The sequence below is a fragment of the Bordetella flabilis genome (genome assembly GCF_001676725.1).
In the GTDB taxonomy this organism is placed as follows: domain Bacteria; phylum Pseudomonadota; class Gammaproteobacteria; order Burkholderiales; family Burkholderiaceae_B; genus Bordetella_C; species Bordetella_C flabilis.
Window position 1 is genome coordinate 88,131 of record NZ_CP016173.1, and the last position, 20,142, is coordinate 108,272.

A 20,142-nucleotide genomic window follows, 5' to 3' on the forward strand; every position below is an offset into this window, starting at 1 on the left:
CCCGCGCCCTCAAATGAATTGACCGTAGGAGCCGAGCACGTATTCGGCTTGCCGATCCACGCAGATCCAGCGACGCCCCAACCTTTCGGCGGCAAGTCCTACCTTGCACCGACCGGCCAGGCAATCGACAACCAGTTGGCCCCTCTCCGTCAAAAACTCGATGAGAAACTGAGCCAGGCGCACGGGCATCGATGCGCCATGAGTGGCCAGGCCATGCTCCGCGCAATACCGGCGATACGCGGCGTCACGATCGTCTGCACAGCGCGCAAATTCAAGGACATTCTTCGGAATTCTTCCTTCGGTTTGCCTGGAATACGCCCCCACGCGCTTTCTATAGGCGCCGTCGGAATGCACCGCGCCTGCCTTTATCCCGCCCGCCCGCACGAAGCGGGAGTGCTGCTCGCTATGCGGCTCCAAAACCCTCCGGTTGTCCGCGAGAACGCGGTCCGGATCGTTGGTAAGCCAGTACACGGGCTCATATGCCGTATTGAGCTGCACGCGCTTCTTGCTCGCCCATGCGACCGGGCCAGGTGGCTTGGGAGAAGTCCAAATGATCTCGTCCATCTTGTACAAGCCCAGGCGAGCGTGCAACGCCAGTATCAACCGTTCCCGATACAGCGAACGTGCCGGCGACCTCTGCATGAAAACGTCATTGCCGACGTTCAAGCAAATGGATCCGCCTTGCACCAGGTTGCGCACGACAGGCTCAAGAACCTTGCACAGCCAATCGACATAGCGCGATTCGGGCACATTGCCATAGGCGCGTGGCTGTGCAAGTGGATATGGCGGCGATGTCACGATCAAGTGGATGGGCTCCGAGATCTTCGTGAAGAAATGCTCGCACGATGAAATAACAGCGATACCCAGCTCCGTCGAAAAGCCGAGGATAGCGGCGCCATCGGCAATCAACGGCAGTCCGCTTCCGTCAATGCCCTTTCCTGTCAATTGCCACAAACCACGCTGGCCTGCAGGTTCAATTACCCCGGCATGCTTTAACGTCTGCTGATACCACCGCACGCGGCGTTTCAAGAGACTCACGGGGGACTGCGCCTGGCCCACAGGCCGCCGCTCCTCAAAAGCCTCGCTACTGATACCTGTTGCCCTCGCCACAGCGTCGTAAAGACGCTCCTGGCTCACGGGTTCACCGGCCTGCACGTAAGTCTCAGCCACCGCCGCGAAGAGATTCAAATCCTTCACTCTAGCCCCTTAATCAAAGAAGGTATTCTGAAAATAAGGTTGATGGATGTTCTAGCGGCGGTCCCGCAGCCACCACTCCCGCCCAGGTGCCCATTCCTTTTCTGGAACAGGCGGGGCGTCTATGCGTTGATATTGCTGACGCCCCATCCACTCGTAGTCGTCGCAGGTTTCGAGAAAAACGAACTTCCCTTCTGAATGAAGAAACGCAGGCATCTTCGGTGCTGGGTCTTCCCGGAACGGACCGCTCACGATGGCGATATTGTCCACTTCGCTGGCTTCCGAATTTGCCGCGATGCAGATTGGTGTATCAGGGCTTACGCCCGACTTCAGCAGCGCATCAAGATAGTCACGCAATTGTTGGACGTTCATTTTTAAGCTTCCATGAAAGAACTACGCCTTTTACAAGCGGCTTTTTTTGTATACCGTCCATAGAATGCGGCACGCCGCGCACTCGCTGGCGTTTCATATCCGGGCACCCGCCCATCAGATCCCGGCGTCTCGCAGGGCAACGCACTGCTTCGTCGTAAGGGATTCTTCCGCGACCGTTTCGAGACCTTCGTAGACCATCACGGCCCAGATGTCGGCAAGGAGGCCAACCACCGGGCCCACCGAAACGCCATCGCCAGGGCCTTCACGCTCGCCCCAATACGCCAATGCGAGCTGAATCTGATTCAGCGTGTACTGCATGCGTCCTCCCGCAGAAACGCTGCTACACCGCACTTGTCAAAACCGTGCTTTGCCTCCCACTGGCGCGCTGCCGATTCCAGCACACCATGCTTGTCGACTTGGCTCAAGGTTCCACCCCAATCGCGGATGGCATCGATAGTCCTCCCGATAGCGAAAGCGCCTTTCGCCGCACCATCGGCCCTGGCGTCCCCGTACTCCTGAATGCACGCGATGATGTGCTCCGGTACGCGAGGCCGTTTGTCGTCCTGGGCAACGGGATTCGGCTCTATCTGGCGTTGTTGCAACAAGCGGGCCTCATGAGGCCCGCCGTCGCCGGTCCCCTCCATCGGATCGACACCGATCACTTCGACATCACGTTTGTCAGAAGCTTCCATCACAAGAGGACGGAGTTGCCGAATCGACTTCAGGCGCAGCCGCTGCGCCCCGTCCTCCACGGAGCTATACGCGGCGCCGATAGCACCGCTCATTAAGTGAAGGAGATCCGCCTTGGCGACAACGTACTCCTCGCTTTTCGGCATAACCACGCCGGCAATGATCTCTGTGAAGGCCTCATGCGCCCTCACTGCATTGGCTGTGTCGCCCTTGAAGTGCCGAGCGATGATAGTGCTCGCGTAAGCAAGCAGTTCCTGGGGACTATTCGCCATTGTCCACCCCCAGTTCTTGCTGCGACGCCGCTTGGGCGCTATCGCGCTTACGAGAAGCAATCTTCGCTTCGGCCTCTTTGATCTCGGCGGTCGCACGAACAAGGTTCAGCAACGTCAGGGCATCAACCTCGATCCGCTCACCCTTCAGGTCTTCAGGATTTTTCTTCTCCATAGCTGCCAGGCGACGGCGCGTCGCGCTGTCGAAGCTCTCAACTGCGCCGCGCAGGGCGGTCACCACAGACCCGACCACTTTCGGGGGCAGCGTGGGCCCGCGCATCGTGCTCCGCGTTACCTTGGCCTTCCCTTGCGCAACCGCTTTCTCGTACTCCCCTCGCAAGAATGCGCCTGCCTTCTCCCGGTACTTGCGCACAGCTTCGATAGCCACGTCGGCAGTCACGACCCCATCGCGTACCAGCTGATGCACATCCGGCTCGGCCGTCGCCAACAGCAGCATCTGCTCGACGCGGGCGGGCGTGACGAGCTGCTTCCTGGCGATATCGACGTTCGAGTGCCCGTTCCGGTGGAGACGCAAGTACCCCTCAGCAATCTTCAACGGCTTGAACTTCAGGCCATCGTTGCTCTTGAGCATCATATGGACCCGATCGGACTCGTTCCCACGGAAGGGCACGGTATCAACGAAAGGCAGCTCTGCACCCCGTTCGATGGCCAACAGGGCACCGCGCCGACGGCAATGCCCCTCGACAACAAGGATGCGCCCGTCGCCGTCCGTGCGAACAATCCAGGGCGGTACGAAGTTACCCGCCATATAGGACTGCGCGAATCCCTCGATATGGGCGATCACCTCGGGATCGTCATAGTCCCTCAGATTGAATCCCTCTTCCTCTTCCACCAAACGGGGATCGATGCGGTAGAGGTCGTTCTTCTTGACGCCAGGGATATTGGTGTCAGCGGCCATGCTTTTCAGGGACCGGGACTTTTCAGGTTGAGACGAAGCCATGATCACTCCTTTGTTGGGTCGGGCGAGGTTGCGATATGGACTATAGTACATGTTGCACGATCATTTTGCAAGACTATAATCCACATTAGATGCATTGATCATGCTCCATCCTTATTTTGCCGCGTCACCCACGGGTTGGCGCTCATTTTTTCGTCTCAAGGAATAGCCGTTCATGAGCAAGCCCGATCCCACCGCGACACGACTATCCCAGCACGATTTCAAGACTGAAGTAACAAAGCGCGGCTGGACGTATGCCGCGCTGAGTAAGCGTTGGGGCGTCTCAGCGAATTGGATTAGCAAGCTTTCCCGGGACACCGACCGGGCGATGCACTGGGATGACGCCGTGCGTGGCCTGCCGTATGTCACCGAGAAGGCTGGACCATAATCATTTCGTTTCATCTTATAAAAGTGGCGTATAATCCACATAAAAATCGAAGGAGCACGCCATGCATGTTCGCTTTGGCACGGACGCCGGGGCGCGAAGTCGCGGTCAAAGCCAACCCATCACATGGGACAGCACAAAGGTAGTGAACGGTCACTGCCTCATCGTCGGGATGTCTGGCGCCGGAAAAACTCACCGGCTCCGTGACCTGATTCGACAGATGCAAGACACTTGCGGCGGGAAACCGCTGCGGGTCCACGTATTCGATGTGCATGGCGATATCGAGCTGCCCCAGGCCAGCAGCGTCATGTTCAGCGAACAGACTTCTTACGGCATGAATCCGCTGCGGGTTAATCCTGATCCGCACTATGGCGGCGTGCGCAAGCGCGTCCAGGGCTTCATCGCCACGGTAAATCGCGTCATGCGGGCTCTCGGCCCCAAGCAAGAGGCCGCGCTTCGCAACATCCTCTACGACTTGTACGCCCGGCACGGTTTCAAGCACGACGATCCCAGCACCTGGGTCATCGATGAGGGTAAGGCCCAACTCGTTTCAGATGGGTCCGACGGCAAGCTGTACATTGATGTGCCCCTAGCGGAAATCCCTGATGCCAAGGCACTGGGTGCCGAATGGTGCCCAACGCAGCGCTGCTTGCGCGTTGCCACGGACCAGTACACCGGAGCCATCACACGATGGCCCCCAAAGATCGCCGCGCAAACGCACCCCGCGATTAGCGATGCCCTGCGCATGGCACGCCACATCCTCCAGATGAGTTTCCTGGGTACTGGGGTGGAGGCAATCACCAAGCTGGAAATTGCGAACAAAGCCGCCGCTGCGTACCAACGCAAACGCATGGAGGCGCTGCGTCGCGGCGACAAGTCATTCGCGGACGAGAAGCTAGAGGCGGATCTCACGAAGGCCAAGACGAAGGCGATCGAGGCCTATAGCGCTTATGCGGAAGCCATCATGACCGGGAACGAGCTCACCGATGTCATGAAGTACGACTCCACTGACGTACTGAAATCCGTCGTTGACCGCCTGGAGAACCTGAATGCCATCGGCGTATTCAAGGCCCAGCAACCGCCTTTTGATCCCGACAATCAGGTCTGGCGCTACAACATCAAGGCGCTTTCGATGGAAGAGCGCAAGTTGTTTGTACTCTTCCGACTGGAAGAGCTCTTCGCCCAGGCTGTGCAGCGCGGCGAGCAAGACGACATCGTAGAGGTGGTGGTTCTCGATGAGGCGCACATCTATGCAGACGATGACCCTGAGAACATCATCAACACTATCGCCAAGGAAGCTCGTAAATTTGGCATGGCACTGATCTGCGCGAGCCAGTCGCCCACCCATTTCCCTGAAGACTTCATTTCATCGGTCTCCACCAAGATCATTCTCGGGATCGATGAAAGTTACTGGCGCGGCTCAATAGCCAAGATGCGCGTGACAGAAGAAGCGCTGGCTTGGATCAAGTTGCGCAAAAGCATGCTTGTGCAGATGAAGCGCAGCGGCGAGACCCGCAACGAATGGCTTTGGACATACCTCGAACAATCCCCGCAGAACTGAGCAGGAACATGAACCGTCAAGAGCTGATCGAAATCGTTGCGGCCCAAACCGAGCAATCTCAACGTGCCGTCGATCGCATGTTGGCCGCACTGATCAACACCATACAGGACACCGTAGCCGGCGGCGAGAAAGTGTCCATCCAAGGTTTCGGAACCTTTGAACCGAAACATCAGCAGGCGCGGACCGGTCGCAACATCGCGACCGGCGATCCCGTTGAAATTCCAGCCACTATCAAGCCCCGGTTCAAGCCTGGCGTGAACTTTCGCAAGATTGTCGCTCCAGGTTCTTTTCCGGAACAAATTTCTGAATAGGGAATGCCATGAGAAAAGCCATCACACTCGCCCTCGTCACCCTGTTTGCGCCCGCAGTAGCGTGCGCATCTCCGGTATCACAAGACACACATGGACCGACTGACGGCATGGGGCAGTACGTCATCACGTCTCAAATGTTGAAAAACGGCACGTCAATGCATCAAAGCAAGATATCGACATTTGGCGACGGAACTGCCGGGGGAGAAGAACAGTTCGAATATCCAATTATCAGCGGCGCCACGTGGCGTGCTTCGTCTACAGAGCCAGAAATCCAACGTAGTGTGGTAAAGACTGGCTACGCGTTTTTTGCCACCTGCAAGCCCGCTGCGGCTCCGGACGTGGGCAAAATAGAGTGCCTGTTGCAAGGTCATGTCACCGACCTTGAGAACCCACAGATGGTTTCTCCGGAAACCCAGGACGCGATAGAGAAGGCCATCAAGAAGGGTTACTTGACGCTTGCGCTGCCCACAGTTGACACCCATTACTGGAGCCAGTCGGTCGTGCTGCGTGACGGCGAGCAAGCTGTCCTGAAGATGGAGCCATACGAGCTCAAGGTGACGGTCCAGAAACACTGATTATGGATCACACGACATCAATCAATCGCGGCATCGAATTGTTGGCATTGTGCCAAGCGCTTCAGAGCGAAAAGGACGGCGTTGTCCGGCCCGCGCCGTCCACGGTGGACAGGTCAAAGACGCTTGACCAGTTCGCGAAGGACATCGATGCAGCGACAACCTATATGGCTGCGCTGCACAAACTGATTCCGCAGATGTTGCGCCTGGCAGAGCTTGGCCGGAAGCTTGAGACCGAAGGCAAGCTGAAACTTGAAAACGGCGATGATTATTCAGCCGCTGCGCTGAATTTCGTCCTGCAGGAATATGGCCTCGCCCAAAAAGCTCACGACGAAAGGAAGTGAAGAACATGACCAGGACTCCCACGCCACACGACCGCTTGCAGCGCTTTGCGCTAGGTGGCCGAGAAACTTGGAAAGCCTACTGGCACAGAGGCACAACGCTTCTGTGTGACCACGGGGGTCGCACGCTTTGGATGGCTGTTCTGCTGATAATTACTGGCATGGCATACAGCACGCGCCACTACCCAGTCGAGCTGGGTGTGCAACGCGTGGTAGCTATCGTGGAGGCACTCGGCCTCGCCATTACGCTTTCGTTGCCGGTGATTGGCGCATTAGCACATGCCCACAATTCGTGGAGCTGGCATACAGTTCACGGCGAACTTTATCGTTTCATACATGGCTTGGCGATTTATGTCATCACACTTTGGACGATTGGAGCTGTGGGTGATGACACCTATCGTTGGATCTCAGCAAATCCAAACGATGCGGCAGCGGCTGCGGTGGCAGTGTGGATCTGTTGGCTCATGCTACGCGTCACATTAAGACCGGCACACAACCCGAGCTTCGCTCGCAGCGACGCCGCTGTGGCGCCCGGTATTGCGCTTCTGCCTCGCAGAGCCACAGCGCGGGACGCTAGGTACACCGCTGCCCATGAAGCCGGACATGCACTGGTGTATGCCGCACTCGGTAGGCTCCCACCAAATGTGCGGTTAGTTGTGAATCCGCATGCCGATGAGAACGGCGTCATCGGGTTTGTCACGGCCATCGACAGCGAGCACAGGCTAGACGAAACATCTTTCGTGGAATGGCACATGCTGGCTTTGTTGGCCGGAAAACTCGGCGAGACTTCCCTGTATCGCGAATCCACGCTAGGAAGCCGTAACGACCATACACGATGGCTCAACATTGCACGCGTTTATCTTTCCAATCACCATCGTGGCATCTACTACACCGAACCCCAGAACAAGTTTGAGCAGGAGCAAAATGAGGCCAAGCTCAACGCACTACGCAGCGAGCACTTGAAGCTGCTGGAGGCGCTTTTCGAGCGTAATGCTGACGTGTTCAAGCAACTTGCGGCAGCGCTACTGGACAAGCGGAGCTTGGGCCGCGAAGACCTACTCCCGTTTCTCGCCCGCGTGCAGCTCCCTCCACGCTTCCCTCTTCCGTTCGGCCCCTTCCAGCAGTTCAGCAATGAATGGCCCATGAGGGCAGAGACAGCCGAAAGTTAGCCTACTTCTGGTCGGGGGGCCCATCCACTAACGAAAGCCATCGCGGGATTTCCTTCGAGAGTAGGTCGCCGAAAGACACGGGGCTGTTCGGCCCGATTGGGATTCCGTATCCCATCCTGATGAAGTCTTGCTGTAACTCAGGCACCATTAGTGCGGTGTTCAGCATCCTGTTCAGGCGAGCTACCACCTGCGGCGGCGTGCCCGCTGGCACCATAAGCCCACCCCAGGTATCGACGTTCAAGTTCGGATAACCCAATTCCTGCACCGTCGCTATGTCCTTCGCGATTGGGATCCTGCGATTTGACAAGACTGCGACCACTCGCACTGTTCCGGCCCGTATGTGAGCCATCGTTGCTGCCAAGTTCTCGAACTGGACATCGACCCGCCCTCCAATCACTTCGACAAGCGCGGGCGCGCTGCCGGTGTGGGGAACGTGCTCCATGACGACGTTCGCTTCACGTTGGAACAACTCACACAGAAGATGTCCGGTCGATCCAACACCTGAGGACGCACACGTCAACGCCCCTGGGTGCGCTTTCGCCAAGCTGATCAGATCCGAAATGTTTTTGATCGGGGAATCTGCTCGGGTGACTATCAGATTGGGGGTGACTGCCAAAAGCCCGACCGGCAGCAGATCCCTCGAAAAGTCATAATCCGCGTTCGCGCCTAGTGCTTTATGGAGCACGTTCGGCCGCCCGCTCAAGAAGAGGGTATAGCCATCAGGCGCGGCGCGTGCCACGGCCTTGGCTGCAATGTTGCTGGCCGCGCCTGGGCGATATTGGATGATCATCCTGTGGCCGAACAGGGCGGTCATATGCTTTCCGAGAGTTCGCACCAGCCTATCTCCCCCGCCGCCTGGAGGGTAGCCGATAACAATCGTGATTGGCCCCTGTGGGAATACGGGCTCCGTCGCCGATCCTGCCTCCGCCGCGAATGGGGCTACCCCGGCCGCTGCCAGCATCACTGCGGCCAATTCTCGCCTTGTAAGCTGCATCACTGTCTCAATCGTCCTTTGGTCAGGTGGCGCAACGCTACGCCATCCAAGACGCGCGCGCGCAACCATGAATAGAAATCGGACGAACCCCGGCCTCGGGGCCCTTAGGCGCGCTGCCTGGTCCCCTGCTACCCCTCCCGATGAGCTGGCGAAATTTCGGCCTATAATTCATTGTTTTTATTGAGTTTTACCTGTAAATTGGAAAACACGCACCCATACAGGTAAAACCATGCAATTTGTAGAGCTGGAAGACGAGCAACGGCTGAACTTCGTCAATTCCGAGCAGCTATATCGGGCCTGGCGGGAAGCCCGGGAATCCCTGCTCCAATACCGTTACGGTATGCGTTGGGTCGACCGTAATGGCAAGCGATACCTGGTCCGGTTCATAGACGCAAAGGGCAATGGCCGATCCCTGGGGCCGGAAAGCGCCAAGACACATGAAGTGCTGAAAAATTTTGACGCCGGCAGGATTCAAGCCCGCGAGAAGTATGACGGGCTCTCGCAACGGCTTCTCACGCAAATCAGGCTCAATCGTGCCCTACGCCTCGGCCGCGTACCGCGCCAGGCCGCCGAGATCCTTTCAGCGATGAACGTCTCGGGGCTCGATCGTGAATTTCTGGTGGTCGGCACGCATGCGCTATTTGCCTACGAGGCCATGGCCGCTGTACATGTGCATCCCGGCGCCCTTGCATCGGATGACCTGGATCTGTGCTTTGACGCAAGGCGCCCCCTGCAGCTCGTCAGCGACAAGCTGAAACGGCATGATGCCGAAGGGCTTCTTGGTTTCCTTCAGAGCGTAGACAAGACCTATGCCCCGATGAAAGCAAAGGGCGTTTTCCGAGCCGTCAACGCCACGGGCTTTATGGTGGATCTGATCACCCCTGAGCGGTCTATGAGGCACGCGGACGCCGTGACCTTCGGCGCGGAGGATCTCGTCGCCGCCGAGGTGCCCAACTTACATTGGCTGATCAATGCGCCCAAGGTGCAACAGGTCGCGATTGCGTCCAATGGCCGTCCTGTGATGATGCAAGTTCCTGACCCCAGGGCCTTCGCCTTGCACAAGGCATGGCTGTCGCAACAGCCCACCCGCGAACCCGTAAAGCGGCAGCGAGACAAGGGCCAAGCCATGATCGCGGTAGCGATCGTGGGCCAATACCTCCCTCACCTGCCCTTCTCCCCAGACCAACTGCGATACCTGAGCTTGGATATGCTCCACCTGGCTACAAACGCCATTGCGCCTGAATCCGAGGACGACATCCTGAAAGATCTGCGGGACATGGGAGATGATGGCCCGTCACCCTAAAGCGACTTGTCGGATGCCGAGCAGACTACCGGGGTAACAAGCCAGGATTGTGCGTATTCGATCACACGCAAGCCCTGCTCTACCCTTTCGAGCCCGGTCAAGGTCCAACACTCCGGCCGCGCGCAAACGAGCACAGCATCGAAGAGCGCCCCGGCATCATCTATCGGCGCACCGGACCTCGCATCCTGTAGCCGCGCAACCTTCGACGTACGGTTCCACTCGGGAACATGCTCTTCGGCCATGAGCAGCACGCCTCGGTGTGGGCGGGTCATGCATGAGCGGAATCGAGGGAGCGTCCACCCTTCATGGCGTAACGCAAAGACTTCGACAACAAAAGGCATGGCTGTTCCTTGTACTGTATAAATATACAGCCATCTGAAAGAGCCATGCATGCCGCGCCTGGGCGTCAGCAGTCACAGCGCTTACAGGCCCTCAATATCGAAGTTTGAGGCTTTCGCGCAGTGCTTGAACGCGTTTAGGTAGCCCACCGCTGCGTCATGAGAACCACCGCACTTCTCGTAAAGGATGCCGGCAAAGTCTGCTTCCGGGATGTGATCGATGTCCGCCGCGCTTACGTTGGGGTCGAGGAGCTTCTGCTGGTTTATGTGATCACGGCCGATATAGATTGCCGCAATTAGCTGCCGCTGCACCTTTGCCGGATACTTACTGAGCAAGGTCGCAGCGTCGGCTTTGGTCTGCGGGGGGCTGGCCAGCACGTCTTGGATGGCGCTAGAAAGGGTCATACTGATCTCAGTGGATGATGGGCCAAAGAGGATAGCGCGAGTTACGCATCAGCATAAGTCCTTGCGTCCCCAGCAATTTACCTTCGCAATAAATCCTGGCTACATGCGCATACCGCCACACGCAATGCAATGTTCCGTCCACTCCGAATTCGGCCTGATATCGAACATGACATGCGGCGCGGTACGGATGGCCTCACGCGCCTGCGCCTCATTATCAAAGCGCACAGGCAGATGCCAGCCCGCAAGCTCCCGTTCGTAGGGCTCGCACAACGTCGAGCCGGGACCATCCGCGATACTCCATCCTCCCGTGCTCAGCTCCACGGCGTAAATGCCACCGTCGAATTCGACCGCTTGCACGTAGTCATTGGTTCCGCGCATCTCCCTCGCTCCATTAATCTAACGTCAGCTCATCGTCGTTTTGCTGGCCTTCAAGGCGACGCTCGAACTCCGGCATGGCCAGCACCGTTGCATCGGAGGGGATGATGGAAAGCGAACGCAGATAATCGGTCAGCCCGGACACATCGCGTTTGTCTCGCATGAAACCATCATCAAAGATGCTGGCCTCGTCATCGTCCAAGCGACCGCCCGCGCGAATTTCGTACACTGTGCGCCCATCCACGTCACGCACGTCGGCCAGGAAATCGCCACGCTCATCAAGGTCGATGTAGTAGCCATAGATTGCAGCCATGATTATTTTCCTTCATTGGTATGAGTTACGGCTCAAGCACGGCTTCTTGCTCAGCTTCCTTCAAGCAAGCAAGCCGGTATTCGGCCATGAGCGCATCAAAGAATGCAGCAAGATCCCGTCTGTCCTCGCCCGTAGGATTCGGATTGCCCACGGGGTGCTCGGCGTAGCGCGCCTCATCGGAACCGAACACCAGGTAATCGCTACGCCCGCCTGCCTCGGTTATCTTATCGATCACGTAGGCGGCGCCCGCGCGCGCGAACAGCTCTCGCGTCGTCGCCCAGTATGGGCTTGATCGGGTCTTGTCGAGCTTTTCGGCCTCCTTCACAAACTCCGAAGGCAAGCAGTTAGATCGGCCACGGAACGCCGCAGGCAACTCCACCCCCAGATCTTTGGCCGCTTTCACCGACACAACCTTCGCCAGATTAGTCATCATGAACTGCAGGTTGCCCTCGATCTTGCCCTTCACCTTGGTGAGTGCCGACTTCGACGTGCAATGGGCACGCAGCGTCTGGTACACCTTGTCGGCGAAGTCAAACTGTCGCGAGAAATTTACCGCGCCGTCGTCGCGAAAGCCGTCTTGCGCGAAATCCGGCCGCGAGCGTGCGGCCTCAATATGCCGGCGCGCCTCGTCGTAGAGCGCAGCCTCCGCGTTCTCATACTCGGCCTGCAAAACGTCGAAAAGCCTGTCCCGCACCTCCTGCGGCTGACCGTAGAGCCAACTACGGGTGTATTCCAGGCCCTTTTTGGCATTGGCCTCGGTCCGCTCCAGGATCTCATGCGCCTGGGCCAGGCGCCTATGCATCCGTCCGGATAGATTTGCCATCACGGTCCCCGTGCCTACGACCGCTTCGCTTAGGTATCCGCGTTCGCCCCCGAGGTGGTGATCCAACGCGTGCATCCACTCGTGAGCAAGAAAACCAGCGCCATTCATCCGGGTCAGATTGATAACCCGCCTTGCCGGCTCATAGTGCGCGAGCGCGGCGTTCCTTCCGCCGCTTCCTCGCGAGCCGAACGCCACCCCCAAGTTGCCCCCCAAGGACAACCCCTTGGGCGGCACCTTCAGCGCTGCGGCCAGGTCGCAAAGGGCGTCAAACGCCATATTGAGCACCTGTTGCCGCTCATCCTGAGGCAGCCAGTTCCCAAACTCCACGCCCCGAAAACCGAAATGCTCCAGCAGATCGTCTGCCTGGATATCGCGACCACCCCGCCAGTCCTGGCCAGATCGCTCCACCCGATCCAGGTGCGGCCGATGCAGCTCTCGGTCCACCTCCGCCTTGGCCTTCTCCTCGTCGCGCTTCTCTTGGGTTTTCTCGGCCTTCGGCTTGATCATCGACCGCCACTTCTCATCTTCCGTCGGTTCTCGGTTCCAGATCTCGATCTTGCGCCGAATCTCGCGATACACCTGAGAGGGAGTGCGCCCATTGCTGCCGCTGTAGAACACGTCACAGGCCTTTGATCCCCATTGCACCTGTATCGGCCTGCCGAAGATAGTATTTGTGGGATTGCCCTCGTGGTCTCGGTTTCCGATGACGAATAGCTCTTTGCAGGCAGCGTTGAAGTCGTCCAACGTCTTCACCGTCGCCATACGGTCACGCACGATGGATATGGCTTTGATGTAAAGGGCGTCCGCCTCGCTGTTATCCGAGGGAGTCGCGTAAAAAGTCGAGCCCCTACGGGTAGGCGCGGGCAACAGTTTGTCTTTGACGACCTTTATTCCAAGCGCTGCCTCGGCCTGGACGCCATCAGCGCGCATCGCCGCATAGTCCAATGGAGCCCAGATATTTTTCTTGACCACATACAAATCGCGTTCTGCCTCGTTCATCACCTCCAAGTCGTCGGCGACCATCGCACGTTTGGCGAAATCCTTTCTTGCTCCACCAATCTTTTCGCCCGCATCTTCATGACGGACCTTCTTCTCTTTGGATGGGTTAACCACCTGGCCATCCGACACGGACGTACTATTCTCCGAGCTGGCCGTAAAGCCACTCGCAGCTCCGCGTACGACATTCGACACCGCCGCGAGCTCTTCGCGCGCCAAGGCCTGCGCATGCTCACCCATGAGTTCGTGGCCGCGCGCAAGCGCCTTGTTGAGATCGGCCTGCAGGGCTGTGACTTCATCATCGCGCAAGCTCGCATAACGGGCGCACAGGCGCGACAGCCAATACATGGCGCCTGACTCCATCTCGATCAAGGGCTTGGCACGGAAGGTGCCGCGACGCTCGTGCTCCATCCCGTCGGAGAGATCGGACAATCCGGATGTCACAACCGTGGGGTACTTTTCGCAAAGCTCCGCGTGCGCTCCTGCGACTTCAGTAATAGATCCCCATAGAAAATCCGGCAACTCAAGCGAAGCGGGGTTCGCTGCCCACGCCCTCCACTGCGCCATGTTGCGCTTCACGATTTGCCCGATAGCGTGCGCTTCGCGTAGCGCCCCGGCAATTACGCCATTCTTGACCACACCAAGATAGTGGGCAGGGTCAGCGTCCATGAGCTCGTGCACATATCGCACATCTTGGAGGGCCTGTATCTGTCCTTTGTCCGATACCCAGAGCGGCAGAGCATAGGGAAGATCGACCTTCTCTATCTCCCCAGGACGCCAGCCGTCTGCCAGCGCCGTGGACTCATCCACATAGAAAGGCACCAGCGCGTTGGTGCGGTAGCCCGCAGCATTCAGCGCGTGGCGCACTTGTGACGCGTTGCCCAAGCCACGCCGGGTAATGAGCGGATTGGCTCGCTCACTGGCTCGCTGTGCCTTCCAGAACTCTTCGATAGACTGCGCCTCGTCCCACGGACGGTTGAAGGGATTGATCTTCGGCGTCCACACGCCGACAGCCTCTATCGCAAGCACGTCGCGCACGAAGGCGTGCCAGATCTGCGGCATGTCGGGCACAGGCGCCGTCCGTAGCGCAATGTCCTCGACATCCATTTCCTTCAGATCACCCGCATCCACGCCTGGCACTAAGGCCTGGATATCTCTCAGGGTGAACTGCGAACGGGCAGACATAAAGCGCGTCGCGCGCACTGCGCCACCGTCAGGCGAGGGCTCGTACACCACCAGCGACTTATCGCCAAACCCCAGCCGCTCGCACGTGTTCAACCATGCTTCCTGCAACGCGGCGCGGTGTGCCTGGGTCCGATCCCACTTCCAGTGGGCAGTAAAGGCCTCTTGGTCGAACACGTCCAGACATGTAAGGGATGCGCCGCGCAACGGCGATTTCGGCAAAACCCTAAGCTTTGCGCCAAACCGTGAAAGATCAAACCACCTCACCGTTGCCACGACTATTCCCCCCTCACCTGGTCACACCACTACACGCTGTCAATCACACAGTACGGACACTCCGGCCAGGGCCAGGGTGCCTTCAAGACGCCGTAAAAACCGCTGCGCTCCGCATTGCTTTCCATCAATCAAGATGGACTGCACCTGACCGAACGTGCCCTCTTCGCGGTTCCACTGTGCCTTGAAACCAGCTGTCGGATGACGGCTAGACTCATCCTGCACACCGAGCTCGATCCGGACGCTGGGGCGAATGTCACCAGGGTCAGTGCATAACGAGAACGACACATAGGCCTCGCCGCAATCAAATGTGCGCTCGACCTCAGACCAGTCATCGTCAGCAGAATCAAACGCGCATTCAAGGACGATGCGCTCGATGCTCCTGAGCGCTTGCCGAACATCGGCTACCAATTCCAGCTCAAGGCTCATAGTCAGCCCCCCGATCCTGCTCGGGCTCAGCATTGCGGCCCCGAAGGAATTCAGCCACCCCTTCGAGCATTTCCCTGATCTTGAGCGCAATCCGCTCTATGGCTTCACGGAACCGCTCTGCATGGGATTTCTGTTCGCCCGCAAAGACTGGGCTTTGGGTAACAAGCCCTTCCATCTTCTCGCGTGTCCCCTCAAAGCGCATACGCATATCGTCATAATCAGGGTTCTGGCCCGTCTCCAGGTTTAGCAGTTCCTCGCTGCCTCGCCCATATTGACGTATCCAGCTCTCCAGGGCCCGATCCATCCCCTTCTTGCTCTCTTGGGCATCCTGGCTTTCGCCCACTGCCTCAATAAACTGCGTGCGAAGACCTTCCAACTCACCACCCGGAACCATCTTCGCCATCACGTCGGCCACATTGGCGCCGGTCTGGCTTGCGTGCTCTTCGATCGCACGGCGGACATCAGGCAGCTTGCCGCTGGACCAGAACTTCGTCAGCGAGCTCTCGTAGGCATTGGCCATTTTCTCGGCCTGCTCCACGCGGTACTGCGAGATCTTGGGCAGCACCGAAATTCCAGGCGCAACGCGCGGAGTACCCTCAGTTGCACCCAAGCGCGCCTGACGCCGCGCCTCGACATCCGAGGCGATGCCACGCGCTGCGTTGCCGATGCCGCGCCCCACGGCCCCTGCCAGCGCCGCCACGCCTCCAACCAACCCCAGCCCCCCTTCAGCGAGGTTCCGCAACCCAGATTGCGCTGCTTGCGCGCCTTCCCCTGCCGCCGTCGGCGCACTGCTCGCGGCCACCCCCGACATGCCCGCGCCTGGCGACGGGTGGGACTGCGGCTGCTGTGGCGCCGCTGCTTGCGCTGCGGCAAGCAGCGCCTTGATGAGCTCCGGGTCCACAACCCCTTCAGGCAGAGCTTGGCCGTCATCCGGTGCATTGTCGCCAGGCGCCGTAGGGGTGGAGGCCCGCGCATCAGCTGTGGACGTGGCACGGGCCTTCTCAGGCAGAACAACATCCTCCAACTCGATTCTGCGTTCACCGTTTATCCACCGTTCCTGCGTACCATCAGCACGTGTCACGGCGGGCCCATTCTCACGATGCAGCTTTCCATTCTGGAACCACTGTTCCTCACGGGTGCCGTCCGGGAATACCTTGATCAAGGCAGGGGCGCCATCCCGATGGATATGCTCTCCCGCGTACCAGGTCTCCACGCTAGTGCCGTCGGCCAATGTCTCGCGGGTGACCGGCTCGGCGCGGCGCGTCGAGCCGGGATCCTTCGTATCGGCTTCCCCCTGCGCTTCACGTGGCTTCATCTCGGGCGCATCTTTGGGGATGAAATCCGGCATGGAGCCGGGCTTCAACTCGTTGCCGTCATCATCGTGGTCCGGTGCCATCTTCAATTTCCTTATCAATACTGTTCACTTAATCTGATTGACTTCTTCACGCCCCGCGACATCCGCATTGCGCTGCGCCTCCGCAGACAGCCGATTCGACCGCGCGGCGGTTAGTGCAGCGAGCAGTGCATTGATTCGCTCCTTCTTGCGGAGGATTTCCGCATCCAACCGCGTGGAGACGCCCTCGGCCAGGTTGTAATCCACCCAGAGCGCACGACTCGATACCTGTGTAAGGTTCGTGTTCCACTGCGCCGATGCAAAGCGACGCATACCTTCAGTCTGCAACATCTCAAATGGGCTCATAGCGTCATACTCGCCCAAAGGCGGCTGCGGCAGCGCTCCATAGCCGTCACTATCGGAAAGCCGCGTCGCAGGCGACTGTCCTGCCGCTTGCGCCGCTTTCGCATCCATGTTGGCCGCTGCAACGGCAACATCGTCAAACTGCGCATTTGGCGCTACGCCACCATCCGGCACATCGCCGAAGAGGATGTCGTGCTGCGCCTTTGTATCGCGGCCCAGAATGGGGTACTGCTCCGGATGACCGTCTTCGATCGGAAAGGTCGCGCAGAAGTACGGGGCAGGATCCGTGCGCCACCCCAAGCCGGAGGCCTGGTTCACAACGGACGGCAACTGCGCCGGATCGAATGGGCCGAGCTGCGCTTTCTCACTGAACGCCTTCGCGCGAGCTTCGTCGCGCTGGGCGGTGCCGTACTCGAAGTGCAGATGCTTTGCCATGCTCGTGGCGGGCGTGTTGCCCGAGATGCCGATTTGCTGACCGGCCCTGATCTTCGCTCCTGGCTTGATGCCGTCGGCAAACCCCGCCAAATGGAAATAGCTCACCACATCGCCATTATCGCGCTTGATAAAAACCATGTTGCCTGCGGACTGGCTAAAACTCGCAACCGTCACTACCCCATCGGTGGTCGCATACAGCGGCTGCGATTGCCCGCTGGTCGAGAAATCCAACCCGCTGTGGATGTGCGGGGTCTGGACGGCCGAACCATGATTGCCGGCCCCACCCGGGCGAAACTTACCGAATCGACCCGAAACTACCTCCTTCTGCGTCGGCGGAATCATGCAGGTGGACTGCGCTTGCGCTTGGCTTGTCACCAAGGCCAGGAATGTCACAAGAACCGTCGCCGCAGTCCTCAAGCGCATCACTTGATCCCCCGCCGTGCAGCATCTTTCGCTGCCTGGGTAGCGTCGGCCTGGACCCGTGCTGCGCCGACCGCGCTATTGGACTGAGCCTCGGCAGCCAGGAGCGCGGCCAGATTGGCCTCGATGCGCTCATACTGGCGCAACTGGCGCGCTTGTATGGCCAAGTCAAGCGCCTTGATTTTCAGGTTCTCTATCAGCGCGCCGCGCTCATTTTGAGCGGCCATCACACGCGACCAGGCCTCATTGGCGTCAGACCCACCAGCATAGCGGGCGACTTCATCACGGAACATCTGCGACAGCGGCACGCCTTTCCCCGTCTCATCACCTTCAACGCCGGAATGCTCAAGCTGAATCGACTTGAAGGACGCCACCGCAGGCGACAACACCGCGTCTTTTCGCGCTTTTGCAAGCATGTAGGCCTCTTGCGCTGGACCCTTCAACGTATCAAGGGGAGGATCCGGCAAACCTACGATGTTGTTGATGAAAGCGTTCTTCGCTTGATATGTTGCGTCTCCCTCATCAGCGGTGTCGAACAGGGTTGCCAGTGACATGCTGGCCCCGGGCGTAGCCCCAATCGATGTACACAGCCCGGCTTTGACCATATCCGCCGTGCAGGACGCTTGATTGTCCTTGAAGAGCTGCGCCGCCGCTTCCACTCGCGAGGCATAGCGACCCGGTGCCGCCATCACTTCAGACTGAATGCGTGAATTGAGCTGCCCTGCCATATCCGCATCGCGACTGGCCATGACGGAACGCGTCGCATAGACCTCACACGGCGAGAATCCTTGACCGAACTCCCCACCATAATCAAATCGCGCCGCCTTCACGCGTTCGGTCTGCGCGATGACGCCGAGTCCGGTCGCAACCTGCTGTGCCGTCGTCCGATTCACGTCGGCCAACTGGCTCGCCGCTAACGCCTTTTGCTTCGTAAGAACGGCCACCGCAGAAGTCAAGCGTTCGCTTTGAAATTGCAACTGCGCCGAGAGAGACGAATCCACAGATTGCAAGGCTGCATTGAGCACTTGTGTTGCGTTGGCGAACTGCGGTTCAACCCAGCTATTTTCGTACTGCGGAGGGCAGACTGCGGCCCGCGCTATCGTGGATGCCCCGATTCCGATAGCGATCAAAATCCCGAGCCGCGTGCATTTCGCGACGGCTACGAGTTTCGGCGTCACCCGGATTGCCATCATTTCACCTCGCCGCGCACTGCGCCCTTGCGAGCAAGCTCATGCTCGGCCACCGGATCCTGCGCGCTGCGATCAGCGGCAAGGACCAACAACGCCGCCAAGTTAGCCTCGATTCGTTCACCCTGTTCATACTGCCGCTGACGCACCCAGGCCTGGAGCCCTGCCATCTTCGCATGCTCCACCAACAGGCCTCGCGTACTTTGCCGCGCCATGGAGCCGGACCATTCCTTCGCTTCACTGCCACCAAAGTATTGGTTCACGCGCAAGGCCAGAACTTCGTTGGGAGACTTCCCACCATATTCCGGGCTCTGCGTGTTGGCCGCATCGATCATGGCTAGGCTATAAGCCGGGATCGATTTCATGGCCGATTCCCGAGCCACTGCTACGGTCAACGGCTCTTTGGCCACATCACCCGCTTTTTTCACCGTCTCCGGTATGGCAATAGGCTCTCCGACCACGTTCTGAATGTACGCCTGCCTGGCCTTTGCCTTCAGCGTGTCGGGCGAGGCTGGCTCGAACAATAAGGCTGCATTGAGATCGCCTCCTGGAAGTTCGCTCACTGAGCACAATCCGGCCTTCGCCTCGTCGGGAGTGCAAAAATTCTTCTGGTGATCTGCCAGCCTGGCGACCGCTGGCGATACCCCGGACCCTGAGGAAAAGACCCGACCAGGCGCGACATCCAGCGAAGCAAGCTTCGCTTTGGCGGCATCCGCTGCGCCTGAGAACGCTTGAACAAGCGTCTTGTTCTTTGCCATCGTTCCGCAGGGATCGTAGCCCTGGCCGGTCGCTGGATTGAAAGCCAGATAGGCCTTAGCGGTTTGGTCGCTCAACCGTTGAGCGCGAACCGCATTCACCAACTGCCGTGCAGCTTCACGAGTGCCGTCGGCCACCACGCTGGCCGACAACGCCTCCTGAGAGGTCGCAACCGAGATCGCGGAAATGATCTGCTCGAACTTGTTCTGCATCTGAGTGGCAAACGATGCCCCGAACGAGGCAATATTTCCAGATACTTCCGAAGTTTCCTTGGCGATCTCCTGGATCGTCCAGGTTTCGGCAGGACCACCGCCGTATATAGCCGCGTGAGCACCTTGGGCCGACGTACACAGGGCGCATATCAGGATCCACCGGGACGCTTTGCGAATCATCAT

The 20,142-nt window shown here is 58.8% G+C and carries 22 protein-coding genes; 7 read left to right on the forward strand and 15 right to left on the reverse strand.

The window, feature by feature from the left end; translation table 11 throughout:
• Positions 1-9: 9 nt before the first annotated feature.
• From BAU07_RS26480 to BAU07_RS26500, 5 genes are all read right to left on the reverse strand, one after another.
• Entirely contained in the window at positions 10-1,197 is a 1,188-nt protein-coding gene (locus tag BAU07_RS26480) for a site-specific DNA-methyltransferase (protein WP_084026134.1), read from the reverse strand.
• A gap of 51 nt (positions 1,198-1,248) precedes the next feature.
• Complete coding sequence (locus tag BAU07_RS26485; protein WP_066665916.1) at positions 1,249-1,566, reverse strand: hypothetical protein; 318 nt, start codon at positions 1,564-1,566, stop codon at positions 1,249-1,251.
• A 114-nt stretch (positions 1,567-1,680) separates the two neighbouring features.
• A complete protein-coding gene (locus BAU07_RS26490; RefSeq protein WP_066665918.1) occupies positions 1,681-1,884 on the reverse strand; it encodes a DUF3717 domain-containing protein in 204 nt (67 codons plus the stop codon).
• Positions 1,869-2,528, reverse strand: a complete 660-nt coding sequence (locus tag BAU07_RS26495; RefSeq protein ID WP_066665920.1) for a hypothetical protein — start codon at positions 2,526-2,528, stop codon at positions 1,869-1,871. Before BAU07_RS26495 ends, BAU07_RS26490 begins: the two co-directional genes overlap by 16 nt.
• Positions 2,518-3,486 (reverse strand): hypothetical protein, encoded by a 969-nt coding sequence (locus BAU07_RS26500; RefSeq protein WP_066665921.1) that lies wholly within the window; start codon positions 3,484-3,486, stop codon positions 2,518-2,520. The genes BAU07_RS26495 and BAU07_RS26500 overlap by 11 nt, the downstream gene beginning before the upstream one ends.
• Positions 3,487-3,658: 172 nt before the next feature.
• Here BAU07_RS26500 and BAU07_RS27030 point away from each other — a divergent pair, with 172 nt between their 5' ends.
• The 6 genes from BAU07_RS27030 to BAU07_RS27035 all read left to right on the forward strand — a co-directional run bounded on the left by BAU07_RS27030 (position 3,659) and on the right by BAU07_RS27035 (position 7,822).
• The gene (locus tag BAU07_RS27030) at positions 3,659-3,871 is read left to right on the forward strand and encodes a transcriptional regulator (RefSeq protein WP_084026135.1); all 213 of its coding nucleotides are present in this window, start codon (positions 3,659-3,661) and stop codon (positions 3,869-3,871) included.
• Between the two features lie 61 nt (positions 3,872-3,932).
• Entirely contained in the window at positions 3,933-5,429 is a 1,497-nt protein-coding gene (locus tag BAU07_RS26505; RefSeq protein WP_066665922.1) for a helicase HerA domain-containing protein, read from the forward strand.
• Positions 5,430-5,437: 8 nt separating this feature from the next.
• Positions 5,438-5,740, forward strand: a complete 303-nt coding sequence (locus tag BAU07_RS26510; RefSeq protein WP_066665924.1) for an HU family DNA-binding protein — start codon at positions 5,438-5,440, stop codon at positions 5,738-5,740.
• Between the two features lie 8 nt (positions 5,741-5,748).
• Positions 5,749-6,315, forward strand: coding sequence for a hypothetical protein (locus tag BAU07_RS26515; RefSeq protein ID WP_157122584.1), 567 nt, complete (start codon positions 5,749-5,751; stop codon positions 6,313-6,315).
• Between the two features lie 2 nt (positions 6,316-6,317).
• A complete protein-coding gene (locus BAU07_RS26520; RefSeq protein WP_066665928.1) occupies positions 6,318-6,656 on the forward strand; it encodes a hypothetical protein in 339 nt (112 codons plus the stop codon).
• Positions 6,657-6,787: 131 nt separating this feature from the next.
• Positions 6,788-7,822, forward strand: a complete 1,035-nt coding sequence (locus tag BAU07_RS27035) for an FtsH/Yme1/Tma family ATP-dependent metallopeptidase (RefSeq protein WP_198168951.1) — start codon at positions 6,788-6,790, stop codon at positions 7,820-7,822.
• Position 7,823: 1 nt separating this feature from the next.
• On the opposite strand, the gene BAU07_RS26530 is transcribed toward BAU07_RS27035, so the two are convergent.
• Positions 7,824-8,885 carry a Bug family tripartite tricarboxylate transporter substrate binding protein gene (locus tag BAU07_RS26530; protein ID WP_084026137.1) on the reverse strand — a complete coding sequence of 354 codons (1,062 nt, stop codon included), beginning with the start codon at positions 8,883-8,885 and terminating at the stop codon, positions 7,824-7,826.
• Positions 8,886-9,045: 160 nt separating this feature from the next.
• Here BAU07_RS26530 and BAU07_RS26535 point away from each other — a divergent pair, with 160 nt between their 5' ends.
• On the forward strand, positions 9,046-10,119 hold the full coding sequence (locus tag BAU07_RS26535) for a GSU2403 family nucleotidyltransferase fold protein (protein ID WP_066665932.1): 1,074 nt from the start codon (positions 9,046-9,048) through the stop codon (positions 10,117-10,119).
• A gap of 422 nt (positions 10,120-10,541) precedes the next feature.
• Here BAU07_RS26535 and BAU07_RS26545 read toward each other — a convergent pair whose 3' ends face one another.
• From BAU07_RS26545 to BAU07_RS26585, 9 genes are all read right to left on the reverse strand, one after another.
• Positions 10,542-10,862, reverse strand: coding sequence for a hypothetical protein (locus BAU07_RS26545; RefSeq protein ID WP_066665935.1), 321 nt, complete (start codon positions 10,860-10,862; stop codon positions 10,542-10,544).
• A 99-nt stretch (positions 10,863-10,961) separates the two neighbouring features.
• Positions 10,962-11,240 (reverse strand): hypothetical protein, encoded by a 279-nt coding sequence (locus tag BAU07_RS26550; protein ID WP_066665937.1) that lies wholly within the window; start codon positions 11,238-11,240, stop codon positions 10,962-10,964.
• Between the two features lie 13 nt (positions 11,241-11,253).
• Complete coding sequence (locus BAU07_RS26555; RefSeq protein WP_066665939.1) at positions 11,254-11,550, reverse strand: hypothetical protein; 297 nt, start codon at positions 11,548-11,550, stop codon at positions 11,254-11,256.
• A gap of 25 nt (positions 11,551-11,575) precedes the next feature.
• Positions 11,576-14,728, reverse strand: a complete 3,153-nt coding sequence (locus tag BAU07_RS26560; protein WP_157122586.1) for an LPD1 domain-containing protein — start codon at positions 14,726-14,728, stop codon at positions 11,576-11,578.
• A gap of 138 nt (positions 14,729-14,866) precedes the next feature.
• On the reverse strand, positions 14,867-15,253 hold the full coding sequence (locus BAU07_RS26565; protein ID WP_066665942.1) for a hypothetical protein: 387 nt from the start codon (positions 15,251-15,253) through the stop codon (positions 14,867-14,869).
• Positions 15,243-16,649 (reverse strand): hypothetical protein, encoded by a 1,407-nt coding sequence (locus BAU07_RS26570; RefSeq protein ID WP_066665944.1) that lies wholly within the window; start codon positions 16,647-16,649, stop codon positions 15,243-15,245. Before BAU07_RS26570 ends, BAU07_RS26565 begins: the two co-directional genes overlap by 11 nt.
• A 24-nt stretch (positions 16,650-16,673) precedes the next feature.
• Complete coding sequence (locus tag BAU07_RS26575; RefSeq protein WP_335617543.1) at positions 16,674-17,777, reverse strand: M23 family metallopeptidase; 1,104 nt, start codon at positions 17,775-17,777, stop codon at positions 16,674-16,676.
• Positions 17,778-17,806: 29 nt separating this feature from the next.
• Positions 17,807-18,997, reverse strand: coding sequence for a hypothetical protein (locus BAU07_RS26580; RefSeq protein ID WP_084026140.1), 1,191 nt, complete (start codon positions 18,995-18,997; stop codon positions 17,807-17,809).
• A complete protein-coding gene (locus BAU07_RS26585; protein WP_066665945.1) occupies positions 18,994-20,142 on the reverse strand; it encodes a hypothetical protein in 1,149 nt (382 codons plus the stop codon). Before BAU07_RS26585 ends, BAU07_RS26580 begins: the two co-directional genes overlap by 4 nt.